Origin of the sequence: Pseudomonas sp., assembly GCF_030147005.1 — a bacterium.
In the GTDB taxonomy this organism is placed as follows: domain Bacteria; phylum Pseudomonadota; class Gammaproteobacteria; order Pseudomonadales; family Pseudomonadaceae; genus Aquipseudomonas.
On record NZ_JASLAW010000057.1, the window covers coordinates 1 to 16,365 of the forward strand.

The 16,365-nt window shown below is 60.0% G+C and carries 9 protein-coding genes and 4 pseudogenes; 10 read left to right on the forward strand and 3 right to left on the reverse strand.

Going from position 1 to position 16,365, the window contains the following annotated elements; all coding sequences use genetic code 11:
• A pseudogene (locus Q1V60_RS05265) lies at nucleotides 1–309 on the reverse strand (ribonucleotide-diphosphate reductase subunit beta); the annotation flags it as partial.
• Between the two features lie 481 nt (nucleotides 310–790).
• Here Q1V60_RS05265 and vapB point away from each other — a divergent pair.
• Nucleotides 791–1,022 (forward strand): annotated as a pseudogene (gene vapB, locus Q1V60_RS05270) (type II toxin-antitoxin system VapB family antitoxin).
• A pseudogene (locus Q1V60_RS05275) lies at nucleotides 1,019–1,430 on the forward strand (type II toxin-antitoxin system VapC family toxin). Before vapB ends, Q1V60_RS05275 begins: the two co-directional pseudogenes overlap by 4 nt.
• A gap of 180 nt (nucleotides 1,431–1,610) precedes the next feature.
• Here Q1V60_RS05275 and Q1V60_RS05280 read toward each other — a convergent pair.
• Nucleotides 1,611–1,880 (reverse strand): DUF2790 domain-containing protein, encoded by a 270-nt coding sequence (locus Q1V60_RS05280; protein WP_300628111.1) that lies wholly within the window; start codon nucleotides 1,878–1,880, stop codon nucleotides 1,611–1,613.
• 399 nt (nucleotides 1,881–2,279) lie between these two features.
• Between Q1V60_RS05280 and acs the strand changes: the two genes are divergently transcribed.
• The 8 genes and pseudogenes from acs to Q1V60_RS05320 all read left to right on the forward strand — a co-directional run bounded on the left by acs (nucleotide 2,280) and on the right by Q1V60_RS05320 (nucleotide 10,277).
• Nucleotides 2,280–4,235 carry an acetate--CoA ligase gene (gene acs, locus Q1V60_RS05285; RefSeq protein WP_300628113.1) on the forward strand — a complete coding sequence of 652 codons (1,956 nt, stop codon included), beginning with the start codon at nucleotides 2,280–2,282 and terminating at the stop codon, nucleotides 4,233–4,235.
• 688 nt (nucleotides 4,236–4,923) lie between these two features.
• Nucleotides 4,924–5,709: an ABC transporter substrate-binding protein gene (locus Q1V60_RS05290; protein WP_300628115.1), complete on the forward strand. Its 786-nt coding sequence runs from the start codon at nucleotides 4,924–4,926 to the stop codon at nucleotides 5,707–5,709.
• A 92-nt stretch (nucleotides 5,710–5,801) separates the two neighbouring features.
• A complete protein-coding gene (locus Q1V60_RS05295; RefSeq protein ID WP_300628117.1) occupies nucleotides 5,802–6,491 on the forward strand; it encodes an ABC transporter permease in 690 nt (229 codons plus the stop codon).
• Nucleotides 6,488–7,186 carry an ABC transporter permease gene (locus Q1V60_RS05300; protein WP_300628120.1) on the forward strand — a complete coding sequence of 233 codons (699 nt, stop codon included), beginning with the start codon at nucleotides 6,488–6,490 and terminating at the stop codon, nucleotides 7,184–7,186. Before Q1V60_RS05295 ends, Q1V60_RS05300 begins: the two co-directional genes overlap by 4 nt.
• 1 nt (nucleotide 7,187) lies before the next feature.
• A complete protein-coding gene (locus Q1V60_RS05305; protein WP_300628122.1) occupies nucleotides 7,188–8,300 on the forward strand; it encodes a succinylglutamate desuccinylase/aspartoacylase family protein in 1,113 nt (370 codons plus the stop codon).
• 27 nt (nucleotides 8,301–8,327) lie between these two features.
• Entirely contained in the window at nucleotides 8,328–9,092 is a 765-nt protein-coding gene (locus Q1V60_RS05310; protein WP_300628124.1) for an ATP-binding cassette domain-containing protein, read from the forward strand.
• Nucleotides 9,089–9,196: pseudogene (locus Q1V60_RS05315) on the forward strand (outer membrane lipoprotein carrier protein LolA); the annotation flags it as partial. The gene Q1V60_RS05310 and the pseudogene Q1V60_RS05315, both read left to right, overlap by 4 nt.
• Nucleotides 9,197–9,296: 100 nt before the next feature.
• The gene (locus Q1V60_RS05320; RefSeq protein ID WP_300628128.1) at nucleotides 9,297–10,277 is read left to right on the forward strand and encodes a GlxA family transcriptional regulator; all 981 of its coding nucleotides are present in this window, start codon (nucleotides 9,297–9,299) and stop codon (nucleotides 10,275–10,277) included.
• A gap of 7 nt (nucleotides 10,278–10,284) precedes the next feature.
• Here the strand turns inward: Q1V60_RS05320 and Q1V60_RS05325 are convergent, their stop codons facing one another.
• The gene (locus Q1V60_RS05325) at nucleotides 10,285–16,167 is read right to left on the reverse strand and encodes a DUF6543 domain-containing protein (RefSeq protein WP_300628131.1); all 5,883 of its coding nucleotides are present in this window, start codon (nucleotides 16,165–16,167) and stop codon (nucleotides 10,285–10,287) included.
• Between the last annotated feature and the right edge of the window lie 198 nt (nucleotides 16,168–16,365).

The following is a 16,365-nucleotide window of genomic DNA, read 5'->3' on the forward strand; positions in this document are numbered from 1 at the left end:
GTACTTGAAGGGCACGAGTTGGTTGAGGTCGGCGCGGCAGTTGATCATGCGTTTTTCGTCAACGGCGACGCGGGCGGAGGCGCCTTCGAGTTCGGCGAGGCCTTCGGCGACGTCGAGTTTGTCCAGCTCGGCCTTGGCGCGCGCGATGGCGGCGGAGTCATTGGCGGTGACGGCGCGGGCTTCGATGGCGGCGGCGGCGCCGGCACCGTCGAGGCGGTCCATGTTGGCTTCGGTGGCGTGGCCGGCGTTGGCGCCTTTGGCGGTGACTTCGCCTTCTTCTTCTTTGTCGAATTCGTCCCAGCTCAGCATGACGTGTCGTCTCCTGCGTGAGGGCTCAAAGGTGCCCGTGTGAAACCGGATGGTTGGGTGTTCACACAGCCCCAGGGCCGCGGTGGATCTTAAGGAATCGTTTGTTGCAGCAGCTCGCGCAGGCAAATAAACGGAAATGGCGTAACGGGTACTGCGTGAGGCTTGAGGTGCGGAGCGACAGGCGCAGGCTCCAGCGGAGGCCTCAGGTCTGGCTCTTCGTCCCCGTGTAAAGGGATATTGCAGGCCCGATTTACCCGCGCATTATAGGGAAAAATTCGGGTTTGTGTTGTGGCGGATGATCACGGACCACAGACAAAAGGGGCGCTTTTTGAGCCAAAGTGAGAGTTTACGGGGTGTTGCTGCCGCAGGTTTTTTTAGCAACTGGCACACATGTCCGATCATCGGCAAATTGCCATATGCCTCGCATAGGCTTCTACGTATCCCTACTTTGCATCTGTCAGGCATAGGTAGGAGTTGAATCATGTGCACAGTCTCAATTTTTAAAAACGGAAAGAACCAGGCTATTCGATTTCCAAACGACATGGCATACGAGGGAGTCGGCGAGCTCGAAATCACCCGCAATGGGGGATACGACTAAATTGCGGCCTGTCCGACCTAGCTGGGGGGCGCTGAGTGAGTTGCCCAAGGCGGACGAAGATTTTCTTCAGGAACGTCAGGACTTTGTTGGCGATGAAGGCAGGTTCAATCTGTGACGACACACACGCTGGATACCTGCATTTGCTCGTTCATCATGCGTGAGCGGCCCGGGTGTGTGTTTAAGCGACTGGCGTCGGAGGTTGCGAGGAGCAATCGAATCGTGATTTCAGCCATTACCTATGCCGAAATGCGATGGACAGATTGGGAAAAAGGCATCGCCCAAACACAAGACGTTAGTCGATGAGTTTGTGAATCGACTCGATGAAGTGTTGCCGTGGGGTTTGGCGGCGGTGGATGCGACGGTTGAAGTAAAACGAAGCCTAACCGAGCAAGGGTCGATCATCGGCCAAAATGATACTGCGCTTGCAGGGCATGCAATTGCTTCGTGGGGTACGTTGGTGACCAACGACATTCGGGAGTTCAGTCGCGTATCGGGGTTGTCTTACGAAGATTGGGTTCACTGACAGGCGCGAATGGTATGGCTGAAATCGCCTTCGCAGGCAGGCCAGCTCCGACATTTGGATGGCGGTGTGCCTGAGAGTGGTCGACAGGTCAGCTTCTCTGTTTGATCTGCGTGCGGTCGAGTCGGCTCTTTGCCGCAAGAACAATTTCCTGCGGCGAGTAAGAAACCATTAACCGGCTAATTAGCCGTTAGAGCAACCATTGCCCATCACGTGATAATTAAGAATATGACGCAGCCCTTCGGAGTCTTCATATTCCATCTTCACCGGTACAACTTCGCACACTTCTGGAATGTTGCTCATGGACAGTACTTTGGCGACATCCAAGTGGGTGCTGTAGGTGTAGTCTTCAACGATCGGGGCGTTCTGGGCAGCCAGTTCAGTCGGGGCTTCGTCGGCCAGGGCGGCGGTTGCAAACAAGCTGCTCAGGGCCATTACTACTAACGCTTTCATTTCTCTATTGACCTTCTTCAGGGCGAAAGGGGTCACGGGGCCCTTGTGAGGCCACGTGTGTAACTTAAGAATTGGGAAGTTCGGACTAACGGTGCCTTCGTGGGGGCTGTTGCGTTGTTAATCTCGGTGTCGTGTTGACGGGGCTGATTCTAGGCCTGCGGGTTATATTCATATACCCGTGGTTTTGATAAACACTTTTGGCGGTTTTTGTAACAATCCCTCGATGAAGGTTTTTTTTAAAACCCGCGAAGCGCCGCATGGCGCGGGCCAGAGCGGCGAACCGGCATAGCTGGGTAATTTGTAGGGACTTGTTACTACCATCGTCGAATGGTTCTATAGGCCCACCCCGGCTACAACAGGGGCCATACAACAACAACTATTGTCACCGAGGTAAGAAAGATGAGTGCGGCTTCCCTGTACCCCGTTCGTCCCGAAGTAGCAGCCAACACGCTGACCGACGAGGCGACCTACAAGGCGATGTACCAGCAATCGGTGGTTAACCCCGATGGTTTCTGGCGCGAGCAAGCCCAGCGTCTTGACTGGATCAAGCCTTTCACCACGGTGAAGCAGACTTCGTTCGACGATCACCATGTCGACATCAAGTGGTTCGCCGACGGCACCCTGAACGTGTCCTACAACTGCCTGGACCGCCATCTCGCCGAGCGCGGCGACCAGATCGCGATCATCTGGGAGGGCGATGACCCTGCCGAGAGCCGCAACATCACTTACCGCGAACTGCATGAAGAAGTCTGCAAGTTCGCCAACGCCCTGCGTGGCCAGGATGTGCACCGTGGCGACGTGGTGACTATCTATATGCCGATGATCCCCGAAGCCGTGGTCGCCATGCTGGCCTGCACCCGCATCGGTGCGATCCATTCGGTGGTGTTTGGCGGTTTCTCCCCGGAAGCCTTGGCAGGTCGCATCATCGACTGTAAGTCGAAGGTGGTGATCACCGCAGACGAAGGCATCCGCGCCGGTAAGAAGATTCCGCTGAAAGCCAACGTCGATGACGCGCTGACCAACCCGGAAACCAGCAGCATCCAGAAAGTCATCGTGTGCAAACGCACCAATGGCCAGATCAAGTGGAACCAGCATCGCGACATCTGGTACGAAGACCTGATGAAAGTGGCGGGCACCGTGTGTGCGCCGAAAGAGATGGGCGCCGAAGAAGCGCTGTTCATCCTCTACACCTCCGGCTCCACCGGCAAGCCCAAGGGCGTGCAACACACCACCGGCGGCTACCTGTTGTATGCAGCGCTGACCCATGAGCGCGTGTTCGATTACCGCCCGGGCGAAGTCTATTGGTGCACGGCGGACGTCGGCTGGGTCACCGGCCACACTTATATTGTCTACGGCCCGCTGGCCAATGGCGCGACTACGTTGCTGTTCGAAGGCGTGCCGAACTATCCGGACATCACACGGGTGGCGAAGATCGTCGACAAGCACAAGGTCAATATCCTTTACACCGCACCCACCGCGATCCGCGCAATGATGGCCTCGGGCACCGCTGCCTGCGAAGGCGCCGATGGCAGCAGCCTGCGCCTGCTCGGTTCGGTGGGCGAGCCGATCAACCCGGAAGCCTGGGACTGGTACTACAAGAATGTCGGCCAATCCCGTTGCCCGATTGTCGACACCTGGTGGCAGACCGAAACCGGCGGCAACATGATGAGCCCGCTGCCGGGTGCACATGCGCTTAAGCCGGGTTCGGCGGCGCGGCCGTTTTTCGGTGTGGTGCCGGCGCTGGTGGACAACCTCGGCAACCTGATCGAAGGCGCGGCCGAAGGCAACCTGGTGATTCTCGACTCGTGGCCTGGCCAGGCGCGTACGCTGTACGGCGACCATGACCGTTTTGTGGACACCTATTTCAAGACCTTCCGCGGCATGTACTTCACCGGCGACGGTGCGCGACGTGACGAAGACGGTTACTACTGGATCACCGGGCGCGTGGACGACGTATTGAACGTGTCCGGCCACCGCATGGGCACGGCCGAGATCGAAAGCGCCATGGTCGCGCACCCGAAAGTCGCCGAGGCGGCGGTGGTGGGCGTGCCGCACGACATCAAGGGGCAGGGCATTTATGTTTATGTCACGTTGATCGGTGGCGAAGAGCCCAGCGAGCAGTTGCGCCTTGAATTGAAAAACTGGGTGCGCAAGGAGATTGGGCCGATTGCCTCGCCGGACGTGATCCAGTGGGCGCCGGGCTTGCCGAAGACGCGCTCGGGTAAAATCATGCGGCGCATTCTGCGCAAGATCGCCACGGCTGAGTACGACGGGCTGGGGGATATCTCCACGCTGGCCGACCCAGGCGTGGTGGCGCAGTTGATCGAGACGCACAAGACCATGAACGTCGCGTAAGGCGGAGTAGGTGGGCTGGAGCCCCATTTGGCGCAGGCCGGGTGGGGCTTTTTTGTGGATGTCCGGCAAACAATGCCCCCTGTGGGAGCGCGCTTGCTCGCGAACGCGGTGGGATCAAGTGATGTCGACTGACACTCTGCATTCGCGAGCAAGCCCGCTCTCACCTTTCGGTGCATTCCATGGCGAGTGTTGAGGGTGGTTTTGCAGGCCTACATAACCGCCAAACCAATAAATATCGGTTTCCCTTATAGGAAATTTCTGAATGTTACCGCTCGGCCCAAATGTGTAACCCAGCGCCCGGACATGGGGCAAAGTGCTACGCGTGCGTGCCTGAAAACCGCATTTTAGACGCGATCAGACATTAGATTAAACGCCACACTTGCCGTGCTAGAAGGGTTTGCGAATAATAGGCCCGCAATTTGCAGTAACATCTGGTTTAATATCTTTTGTCTCTGCATAAATTTCAGAGGCTGTCAATGTGCTGGAACGGCTTTCTCGGTGCTTCTGTAAATTGTTGTCGCATTGAGGAAATATCGGCTTCCAGCCTGTCGTTAGAATGCCGATCACTCGCTCGTCGTCGCTGGCACTCACTGGCGCAGGACGCTGCAACGCTATTCGGTTTCACCTTCGCCGCATCGTGGGCCATGGCTCATACTGCTGTTTTGCCCTATACCGATGGAGTCCCAAGATGAAGAAACTCGTGCTGTTGGGCGCCCTGGCGCTGTCCGTGCTGTCCATGCAGGCTTTCGCCGAAGGCAAGCCACTGAAAATTGGTATCGAAGCGGCTTACCCTCCGTTTGCCTCGAAGGCGCCGGATGGCAGCATCGTCGGTTTTGACTACGACATCGGCAACGCCCTGTGCAAGCAGATGGACGTGAAGTGCACGTGGGTCGAGCAGGAATTCGACGGCCTGATCCCGGCGTTGAAAGTGCGCAAAATCGACGCGATCCTGTCGTCCATGTCCATCACCGACGACCGCAAGAAGTCCGTGGACTTCACCACCCGCTACTACCTGACCCCAGCGCGCCTGGTGATGAAGGAAGGCACCGTCGTCAGCGACAGCCTGGATGAACTGAAAGGCAAGAAGATCGGCGTGCAACGCGGTTCTATCCATGACCGTTTCGCCCGTGAAGTGCTGGCGCCAAAAGGTGCTGACATCAAGGGTTACAGCACTCAGAACGAAATCTACCTGGATGTGGCTGCCGGTCGTCTCGACGGTACCGTGGCCGATGCCACCCTGCTGCAGGACGGTTTCCTGAAAACCGACGCAGGCAAAGGCTATGCGTTCAGCGGCCCGGCGTTCACCGACGTCAAATACTTCGGCGACGGCGTAGGCATCGCGGTGCGTAAAGGCGACAAGGAAAACCTGGAACGCATCAACGCGGCCATCGCGGCGATTCGTGCCAACGGCGAATACAAGAAAATCCAGGACAAGTACTTCGACTTTGATATTTACGGCGCTGACGCCCAGTAAATAGTCGCAGCTGTCTACCCGAAATGGCGCAAGCAACAGAACACTCTGAAGTTTGCGCCATTTTTTCATCCCCCTTTTCGAGGACCTGAATCATGTTGAAAGGCTACGGGGCCGTTATCCTCGATGGCGCATGGTTGACGCTTCAGCTCGCCTTGTCGTCCATGGCCTTGGCCATTGTTCTGGGTCTGATCGGGGTCGCGTTACGCCTGTCGCCGGTGCGCTGGTTGGCTTGGCTGGGTGACTTGTACGCCACGGTGATCCGCGGCATCCCCGACCTGGTGCTGATCCTGCTGATTTTCTACGGTGGCCAGGACTTGCTTAACCGCGTCGCGCCGTTGCTCGGCTATGACGACTATATCGACCTGAACCCCTTGGCCGCTGGTATCGGCACCCTGGGTTTCATCTTTGGCGCGTACCTGTCGGAAACCTTCCGCGGCGCCTTCATGGCTATTCCCAAGGGCCAGGCCGAGGCCGGCCTTGCGTATGGCATGAGCAGCTTCCAGGTGTTTTTCCGGGTGATGGTGCCGCAGATGATTCGGCTGGCGATCCCCGGTTTCACCAATAACTGGCTGGTACTCACCAAGGCCACGGCGCTGATTTCAGTGGTGGGCCTGCAAGACATGATGTTCAAGGCCAAGCAGGCGGCCGACGCCACCCGCGAGCCTTTTACCTTCTTCCTCGCAGTGGCGGCGATGTACCTGGTGATCACCAGCGTGTCGTTGCTGGCCCTGCGTTCTCTTGAGAAGCGCTACTCGGTAGGCGTAAGGGCGGCTGATCTATGATCTTCGACTACAACGTCATCTGGGAGGCCATGCCGCTTTACCTTGGCGGCTTGCTGACCACCCTGAAACTGCTCGCCATCTCGCTGTTCTTCGGCTTGCTCGCCGCGTTGCCCCTGGGCTTGATGCGCGTGTCCAGGCAGCCGATCGTCAACGGCGTGGCGTGGCTCTACACCTATGTGATCCGCGGCACGCCGATGCTGGTGCAGCTGTTCTTGATCTATTACGGGCTGGCCCAATTTGAAGCCGTGCGTGAAAGCTTCCTGTGGCCGCTGCTGTCCAGCGCCACGTTCTGCGCGTGCCTGGCGTTTGCGATCAACACCAGCGCCTACACCGCCGAAATCATCGCCGGCAGCCTCAAGGCCACGCCTAACGGCGAGATCGAAGCGGCCAAGGCCATGGGCATGTCGCGCTACAAGCTGTACCGCCGCATCCTGTTGCCGTCGGCCCTGCGCCGTGCGCTGCCGCAGTACAGCAATGAAGTGATCATGATGCTGCAGACCACCAGCCTGGCCTCCATCGTGACCTTGATCGATATTACCGGCGCCGCGCGCACGGTGAACGCCCAGTATTACCTGCCGTTCGAGGCCTATATCACCGCCGGTGTGTTCTACCTGTGCCTGACTTTCATCCTGGTGCGAATGTTCAAGTTGGCCGAGCGCCGCTGGCTGAGCTACCTGGCTCCACGGAAGCACTGATATGGAACGTATCGACCACCTGTTGCCCTGGGGGCACCTGGGCTGCGAGCGTCAACTGAGCGTATTTCGTTTCGGCACTGGCGAGCGCAAGGCCTATATCCAGGCCAGCCTGCACGCCGATGAACTGCCCGGTATGCGCGCCGCCTGGGAGCTGAAAAAGCGCCTCACCGAGCTCGAAGCCCAAGGCGCGCTCAATGGCGTGATCGAGCTGGTGCCGGTAGCCAACCCGATGGGCCTGGGCCAGTTGTTGCAAGGCAGCCACCAGGGGCGTTTCGAGGTGGGCAGCGGCAAGAATTTCAACCGCGATTTCGTGGAGCTGAGCGAGCCGGTCGCCGAGCGGCTGCACGGCAAGCTGGGCGATGACCCGCACGCCAATGTGCGCATGATCCGCCAGTCCATGGGCGATGTGCTCAGTGCCTTGCCGGAGCCGAGCAGCCAGCTGCAAGGCATGCAACGCATTTTGCTCAGCCACGCCTGCAGCGCCGATGTGGTGCTCGACCTGCATTGCGACGCCGAAGCCGCGCTGCACATGTATGCGCTGCCTCAGCACTGGCCGCAGTGGCGTTCGCTGTCGGCGCATTTGAATGTGAAGGTCGGCCTGCTCGCGGAAGATTCCGGAGGCAGTTCGTTTGATGAGGCCTGTTCATTGCCGTGGCTGCGGTTGTCGCGCACCTTCCCCGACGCGCAGATTCCGCTGGCCTGCCTGGCGACGACGCTGGAGTTGGGTGGCCAGGCTGACACCGGCCGCGATGAGGCGATCTTCCACGCCGAAGGCATCCTGGCGTTTCTTGCCGAGCAAGGCTTGATCAAGGGCCAATGGCCGGCGCCGCAACACGAGCCGTGTGAAGGCATGCCTTTCGAAGGCACCGAATTGCTGTTCGCGCCCCACGCCGGGGTGATCAGTTACCTGCGTAAAGCCGGTGACTGGGTTGAAGCCGGCGAACCGATCTTTGAAGTGATTGACCCCTTGAGCGACCGCGTCAGCATTATCAGCGCGGGCACCTCGGGGGTTTTGTTTGCCGTTGAACGGCTACGTTATGCCCAAGCGGGTTTCTGGCTGGCCAAGGTGGCGGGGCGCGAAGCGCTGCGTCACGGGCGCTTGCTCAACGACTGACCACCTGTTTTTGTGAGAACCGACCGCATGTACAAGCTTGAAGTCCAAGACCTGCATAAACGCTATGGCAGTCATGAAGTGCTCAAAGGCGTGTCCCTGGCTGCCGCGGCCGGTGATGTGATCAGCATCATCGGCTCCAGTGGTTCGGGCAAAAGTACCTTTTTGCGCTGCATCAACCTGCTGGAGCAACCCCACGCCGGCACGATTCTGCTCAATAACGAAGAGCTGAAACTGGTCGCGAACAAAGACGGCTCCATGAAAGCCGCCGACGCCAAACAATTGCAACGCATGCGTTCGCGCCTGTCCATGGTGTTCCAGCATTTCAACCTGTGGTCACACATGACCGCGCTTGAAAACGTGATGGAAGCTCCGGTGCATGTGCTGGGCATGTCGAAGAAAGACGCCCGTGAAAAAGCCGAGCATTACCTGGCCAAGGTCGGCGTGGGCCATCGCAAGGATGCGTTCCCCGGCCATATGTCCGGTGGCGAGCAGCAGCGCGTGGCGATTGCCCGTGCCCTGGCGATGGAACCGGAGGTGATGCTGTTCGACGAACCCACCTCGGCGCTCGACCCGGAGCTGGTGGGCGAAGTGCTGAAAGTGATGCAGGACCTGGCCCAGGAAGGCCGCACCATGGTGGTGGTGACTCACGAAATGGGCTTTGCCCGTGAAGTGTCGAACCAGTTGGTGTTTTTGCACAAAGGCATCGTCGAAGAGCGTGGCAACCCGCGTGAAGTGCTGGTTAACCCGCAGTCCGAACGCCTTCAGCAGTTCCTCTCCGGCAGCTTGAAATAGTCCCTTCTGCAGGAGCGAGCTTGCTCGCAAAGATCGCCAATGATTACGCGGGAAACCTGACACCCCGTGGCGTTCTCAGGTTTTTCGCGAGCAAGCTCGCTCCTGCAAGAGGCGGATCTTCGGCGTTTTTTGAGATTTGTGTAGGTTTACCGGCTAGCATTGGCCTTTGTCTTCATTACCGTTCCTCGCTTCGGATAGCACACCATGACCGCCCATAAAATTGGTTTCCTGATTTGGCCCAGCACAAAAGCACTCACGCTTGCGCTGGCTGAGGAGGCCTTGCGCGTTGCTCAGCGGGTGCATCCGGACGTGGTCTATGAGTTGTCGTTTTTGCAGGCCGAGCCGCCGGCCGACGGCGCCTGGCAACTGCCGGGCGAACCGTGGGCCGGTAAGCTTGAAGGCTTCCAGAAACTGTTCCTGCTGGCGGACGAGCCGCCGACCGTCATTGCCTCGCAACTGAGTACGGCGCTCAAGCAGTTGGTGCGTTCGGGATGTGTGATCGGTGGCTTGTCGGCCGGTGTGTACCCGCTGGCGCAACTGGGCCTGCTCGACGGCTACCGCGCCGCCGTGCACTGGCGTTGGCAGGACGATTTCGCCGAGCGCTTCCCCAAGGTGATCGCCACCAGCCATCTGTTCGACTGGGATCGTGATCGCTTGACCGCCTGTGGCGGCATGTCGGTACTCGACCTGCTGCTGGCGGTGTTGGCCCGTGACCACGGCGCCGAGCTGGCTGGTGCCGTCTCCGAAGAACTGGTGGTGGAACGCATCCGCGAAGGCGGCGAGCGCCAGCGTATTCCACTGCAAAACCGCCTGGGCTCCAGCCATCCGAAGCTGACCCAGGCGGTTTTGCTCATGGAAGCCAATATCGAAGAGCCGCTGACCACCGACGAAATTGCTCAGCACGTGTGCGTGTCACGACGACAACTGGAACGCATCTTCAAGCAATACCTCAACCGTGTTCCCAGCCAGTATTACCTGGAGCTGCGCCTTAACAAGGCGCGCCAGATGCTGATGCAAACCAGCAAGTCGATCATCCAGATCGGCTTGTCCTGCGGCTTCTCCTCGGGGCCGCATTTCTCCAGCGCTTACCGTAACTTCTTCGGCGCCACCCCCCGCGAAGACCGCAACCAGCGGCGCAGCAGCAGCCCGTTCGAGTTGTCGTCGGTGCCGTCCGAGCGCGGTTGACCCGCCCTCAGGTTTCTTCGATATCAGGTTGTTGCGCGACTAGAGGCGTGCCTTGGGCGTCCACGGTGGCGGCCGCAACCTGAAAGTTGACGCCCGTGCGCTGGAAGTACTCACGCAAGCGCTCCAGGCTTTTCTCCGACAGCGGGTTGCCGCTCAAGTCGCTGTCGCCATTGATCGTCGCTGATGTCTCCAGCAGGTCTGCCGGTATTTCTCTGATCGCGTTATTGCTCAAGTCCAGTACTTGCAGTTGATTGAGCCGAAATACGCCCTCCGGAACGTCGCTCAATGCTGCGTTGCTCAGGTACAGCGAGATCAGTTTATGCAGTGAGCTGACATCCGGGGCGTGGCCCAGGGGGTTGTTGTTCATATTGATGAACTCAAGGTCGGTCAACGCTGCCAGCCGGTCACGCGTTTCGGCCGTCAACCGGATTGCGCACTCTGTTATCTCCAGTGTCGACAGCTTGGGCATGTACTGGATCGCCTCAGGCAGGGCGCCCAGAGAGCACTTGCTGAGCTTGAGTGTTTGCAGCTGGCGGAAGTTGCGCAATGTACCGTCGACGCCGGTGGTGGTGCCGTTGCCGTCCAGTTGGAAAAACGTCACGTGGTCGAAGTTGGCGTCCAACTCCGGTAAATCCCCCATTACCGGCGTGTCGAGGAAGACCTGGTGGGTCAGCTCATCGTCCAGGCTTTCTTCGTCCTCGGGGCTTTCTCGTCGCCAAGCCTGTTCCAGCAACACCTTGAAGTTGCGCCGCCTCAGTTGGTCCTGGCTACGGGTTTGCTCGTCAAGGGGCACATCCAGAATCGGGTGTCGATCCGGAACCGCCTGCACCCACAGTTGCAGGTCGTTGCCCAGGCGTTCGTATTCGGCTTCCAGGCGGGTCAATGTCGTGTCCACCGCCGCCATGTCGCCGGGCAAGTGGAAAATGAAACGGTCCGCCTCGGTGTCCAGAAATGAGGGGTATAGCTGCTGCGTGCGGTTGCGTTGAGCTTCGGGCGCCTGTGCGGCGAAGCTTTCGCCGGTGCGCTGGCAGTAGCGTTTGATCGCCTCCAGGGTCTGGCGTGTCAAGGGGTTTTGGGACAGGTCCAGGCCGCTGGCGGCCGAGGCCGGCATGGAAAAGAGCGCGTCGGGCAGTTGCGCGATGGCGTTTTTGCTCAAGTTGACCGACTGGCGCGATGTGCTGTCCAGCAGGCTAGGGGGTATCTGCGTCAATCCGGTGTCTTTCAGTGAAAGGGTGTTCAGTTTGGGCAGCTGACTGAAGTCCGGAATGTTTACCAGCGGGTTGTGATCCAGGTTCAGGTATTCGAGGCTGGCCATGCCTTGCAACCTCGCCACGCTGGCGGGGCTCAGTTCAATTGAGCAACGTGGCAGCCCCAGCAGGGCCAGTGTCTGCAGGTTGAGCACCGAGTCCGGAATGTCGCCGAGCGCGACGTTTTTGATGTCCAGAATAGTCAGGTCCGGGAAGCTGTCGATAAAGGCCGTCGATCCCATCGGGCCGCCATTGCCTTTGATCGTCAGTGAGCCGATATGGTTGAAGCGCGCGCTCAGGGTGGGCAACTCGCCCGCGAGCATCTGAGGGATTTCCAGGGCATGGACGAATTGAGTCTCTTGGGATATTTCCCTGCGCCAGCTCCGCTCAAGCAATGCGTTGAGCCCGCTTCGCCGGTTGGCTTCCGGTAGAGGCAGCTGCGGTTGCTGCGCCCATTGGTTGAGCTCGGACAGCAGCGTCGTCAATTCACCGGCCAGCCTTGCCAGCTCGCGCTTGCCCGCTTCCAGGTCGCCCGCAATGCTGTAGATAAACTGGTTGATCTGGTTGGCGTTCAGCGAGGGGTACAACAGTTTTGCGTCGCGCACATCCACTGGCGGAGCATCGGCCTCCCAGTAGGTGCCGTGCTGCTGGTAGTAGGCTTTGACGCGCTCAAGGGCGGCCGATGACAAGGGGTTGCCAGACAGGTCGAAGGCAACGCTGTCATGGGCGGGTAGATCGAACAGTGCTTGCGGTAACTGCGTGATCTGGTTGCCGCTGAGAAAGGCCGCGCTCAGGTCTTCGCGGGTGAGCACGCCTGGAGGGAGGCGATCGATGCCGGTTTCGGACAGGTCCAGGGTGCTCAGCTCGTGCATCGATTCCACGCTGGGTACCCGGCCCAACGGGTTTTTATGCAGGTCCAGGGTGCGCAATCGGGTCATCGAGGCGAGCTGCGCCTGGCTGTGCGGCGTCAGGGTAATTGCGCAGTCGCTCAGGCTCAATACGTTCAAGCCGGACATCTGAAACACTGCCGGCGGCAGGTTACCCAGGGGAATACCGGCAACGGCCAAATGGCGCAGACGGGGGAAGTAGCGCAAGAAGTCGGCCGCTCCCTGCGTGTCGTTGCTGCCTGAAAGGATCAGCATCGATGCATGGTCGAAGTTGGCGGACAGCCGCGGCAGTTCGCCGCGAATAGGGTAATGCAGGTTCAGTCGGTAGCCGTCGCGCGCAGGGTCTTCGAAGTAATCATCGATGGGCAGCTCCCTGCGCCAGCAGCGTTTGAGTTCGCGGGCAATGAGTTCGCGATTGCGCTGTTCGTACTGGCGCTGCCGTAAGCTGAGTACGGAGCCGTTCCCGGCGTCCTGATGCGGAATATCGCGTTGCCAGGCGCTGAGGTCGCGTTCCAGTTGACGGTATTCGATGGCCAGCGCTTCCAGGCCGGCGATCGCGCCACCTGGCTGTGATTGCAGGTGGTTCATCAGGGTATTGAGTTGGTGTTCGCGAAGCTCGGGGTACAGCGTGCGCGCTCGCTCAAGCAAGTTCGCAGGGCCTATCGGAGCGGGTGCCTGGGCACGATAGCCGTTGTCGCTGCCTAATAGGCGCAGAGTTTCAGTGATGCTCTGCGGCGTGGTGTCAGGGTTGAGCAGTACGCGCAGTTCACTGCGTGGCAGCGGCGTTTGGCGCAGGCGCTCCTTGAGTTCTGCTCCCTGAAAAATCTCCAGGCCCAGTTGCTCGCGCTGTGGGTCGGGCAGGGCACTTAAAATGGCCGAATACAGGTCGGTCTGGCTGGAGAGCGCGCCTTTCTGATCATGAGGTACGTAGTGGCCGTCTTCGGTGCGCACCAGCGTGCGATGCGCAGGCGCATCAGTCGCGCCGATCCGCAGCCAGGTCGGGCCGGCCGCTGAATGGTGACGAGCCTCCAGCTGTATCTGGTCTGACCAGCCCGGCAGCAGGCGCAGGCTGTTCAGTTCAAGGCGGTCGGTGTCCAGCGGTTGCAACGCATCCAGGTGCTGGCCCTCGTAGGCGCGGTTGACCCGCACTTCGCTCAACGCGGTGCGGGCCAGTTCGGCCAGTCGCGGCGGCGTGGTGTGCGCATGCAGGGCTTGAAGCTCTGCGCCGCTGGCTTGGCTGACCAGGGTTTGCGCTACGCTTGCGGGCAACTCAGGCGTGGTGCTGAGCAATTGCTGCACGGATGCATCGACGGCCTGTAAAGGGGCATAGCGCGATTCGAACAAGGCGTCGCGTTGGCGATCGGCAAAATCCGCCAGGGTGTGGCGCAGCAGGCGGCTGCGGTTTTCCAGGCTCAGCTCGGGGTCGCTGGCGCGCTCACCGAATTGGCTGCGAATTTCGTCGGTGGACAGCCCGCCCAAGACGGTCTTCAGCAAGTCGCCATTTTCCAGCTGGGCTTCGAATACCTTAATCACCGGCATGTTCTTGTCGCCGAATTCCCAGGCGGTCTGGCCCGTGGCATCGATGATGCGCAAGGCTTTGGTGCGCGGCCATCGACCATGAGTGGTCAACAGTTGCAAGGTGTCTTGAGGGTCGATCTGGTGATACACCGCCGGGTCGTCGCTGCGCAGTTGGTCGACCAGCCGTTGGATGCTGCGGTCGATGCGCAGGCGATTGAAGGTGTCGTCCAGCAGCGGTGACGGGGGTTCGCTGTTGACGTGGATCTTGCGCACGACGTCCTCATGGATGCCGCAGATTTGCAGGGCCAGCTCCCGATCCGATTCGCTCAGGCCCTGGACGCGGTGCCCCAGTCGGCGCAGCAGCGTAGGTTTGTCCCACGCCAGAGGTTGTTCAAGTTCGGTGTGCCACGCGCCGGCGTGGTTGTGCCGTACCACCGGGCGATAGGCTTCCGGGCGGCTTGGGTGCTTGATGTAATAAAGTTCGCTGTCGGCGGCTTTCTCCACGCTGTACAGCTTGCCTTCGAGCGGCAGAATCGACTCCCTGCGCACCTCGTGCAGGCCCAGCTCATTGATGCCGATGCGCGGTGGCAAGGCGGACGGATGTTCGTAGGGCACCAGGTCCGGTTTCCAGTAACGCTTGGCACCGTTGGCCAGGCTGACTGGTTTGAAGCGGTCGAGATACGCGATGACGTTCTCGGGCAGCACTTTGCGCAATTGGGCCGCGCCAATTTTGCTGCCCGCAACGAATGCACCCATTTGCACCAGGGTCTCCAGCACGCTCATGAGATGGCCGAAGGCTTCCTTGCCCAGGCCTTCGGCCCAGTCGACGATGCCTTCGAACACATCATCAAGCAGCTGATACGCCATGTAGCCCAGCATCAGCTCGCCCAGCCCCGGCACGAAGGGCGCCACCACCATCAATGCCACGTTGAGAATCGAGGACGCCACATCGACGAAAGAGTCCCACAGCCGCCAGCGCGCCTCGCGATCGACGCTGGCGGTGGAGACGGCCAGCGTGCGGGCGTCGTTGAGAATCTGGTCGAGTTTGCAACGGTACAGATGCAACCAGGGATCGCCCGAGATCGGCTGCGCATCAAACTGCAGCTTGGGGTCTTCGATGGGGGTGCTGCGCCAGGGCGACTGACCGCTGCCCTTGACCGGAGGGTGCCAGGTGATCCGCGCCAGGCGCTGGCTCAGGCCGGAAAAAAACACCCCGCGCTGGGCGTGGGGCACGAAGCGGCTGAAGAAGATTTGGTAGTCACGGTCACGCAGCTGCCGGGTCAGTTCCTGTTTGAAGGCCAGGGGCGAGGCGTATTCCTTGACCGGATGCTGCGGGTCATCGGGAACGTACGCCACCAGGCGTTGCGGCGAGCGAGGGTGCTCAAGGTCGGGGGCGAACAGTTGGATGCCCGTCAGCGCGATGTCCATCATGCGCAGGTCCTGACAGCGCAAAGGTTCGCCGTCGAGCTTGAGGTTGGACGTGCCGGCGATCAGTGCTTCGATCAAATCGGCGTAGCTATCGCTGATATCGCCCTTGATACGTGCCAATTGCAGTGCGGCGCGCAGGGCGGCTTTGTGGCTGGCGTCGACCTTCAAGCGCAATACCGCGGCGGCAGCCGGGTTGGACATGCCCAACTCATCGTTGAGGTAGCGGGCGTATTGGGCGCCGATGTCCAACTGACGGCAGAGGCTGGCGAACGCAGGAATCGACAGGGCCTGTTTGATCTGCGGCAAGGTGTCGAATTGCCCGCTGGCCGAGGGCCGCGTGATAAAGGTCGAGGCCGGATCGTAGGCGTCGGCCAGGGTTTCTTCGTGCTCGAAGTTATGCAGGGCGGCGTCCAGCAGCGAGACCGTCCAGGTTCGCGCCGCGCCGGAAGCTATACGGAACCATGGGACGCGATCCGGGATATACAGGCGCACATAGGTGGCCTCGACGTCCAGGTCCAGGTTGAAGTCGTCTTTGAGAGCCTGTGTGAGGATGGGCGTGGCGAACGCCTTGGCGTCCTGCAGGTGTTGCAGGGCCTGGTCGACACTGTTTTGCGCATCCCAGTGGGCGCCGGTCAGCCGCGTGAGCGCGGCCAGTTGCTCGGCGTTCCCCAGCAACGGTTGCGGCTGGGCGGCGGCAAGCGCCTGGCGTTTGCCGGCAGAGGCATTGCCGAGCCAGGCGGGCAGGGTGCTGGTCAACAGTTGATAGTGGCTGTCCGGCAGGCGGGTATCGGAAACATCGATGTTCGTCATGGAGCGGGTCCGTGCAAGTCATGAAGGCTTGCAGTAAACCAGCCGGTTTCAGGTGGGGGACTTTACATAGTTAGGCGCTCAGCCCTTTCTCGGGATGACCCTGACGCAAACCTGATACACCGTTTAAACTGCGCCATTGCGACGCTATTTGTCGCATCCACGTAAACCCGCGAAAATCGCGGGTTGGCGCTATAAGAA

Excerpts from the sequence above, each read along its gene's own strand:
- Q1V60_RS05280 (WP_300628111.1), bottom strand. The coding sequence starts at position 1,880 with ATGAAAGCGTTAGTAGTAATGGCCCTGAGCAGCTTGTTTGCAACCGCC.
- acs (WP_300628113.1), top strand. The coding sequence starts at position 2,280 with ATGAGTGCGGCTTCCCTGTACCCCGTTCGTCCCGAAGTAGCAGCCAAC.
- Q1V60_RS05290 (WP_300628115.1), top strand. The coding sequence starts at position 4,924 with ATGAAGAAACTCGTGCTGTTGGGCGCCCTGGCGCTGTCCGTGCTGTCC.
- Q1V60_RS05295 (WP_300628117.1), top strand. The coding sequence starts at position 5,802 with ATGTTGAAAGGCTACGGGGCCGTTATCCTCGATGGCGCATGGTTGACG.
- Q1V60_RS05300 (WP_300628120.1), top strand. The coding sequence starts at position 6,488 with ATGATCTTCGACTACAACGTCATCTGGGAGGCCATGCCGCTTTACCTT.
- Q1V60_RS05305 (WP_300628122.1), top strand. The coding sequence starts at position 7,188 with ATGGAACGTATCGACCACCTGTTGCCCTGGGGGCACCTGGGCTGCGAG.
- Q1V60_RS05310 (WP_300628124.1), top strand. The coding sequence starts at position 8,328 with ATGTACAAGCTTGAAGTCCAAGACCTGCATAAACGCTATGGCAGTCAT.
- Q1V60_RS05320 (WP_300628128.1), top strand. The coding sequence starts at position 9,297 with ATGACCGCCCATAAAATTGGTTTCCTGATTTGGCCCAGCACAAAAGCA.
- Q1V60_RS05325 (WP_300628131.1), bottom strand. The coding sequence starts at position 16,167 with ATGACGAACATCGATGTTTCCGATACCCGCCTGCCGGACAGCCACTAT.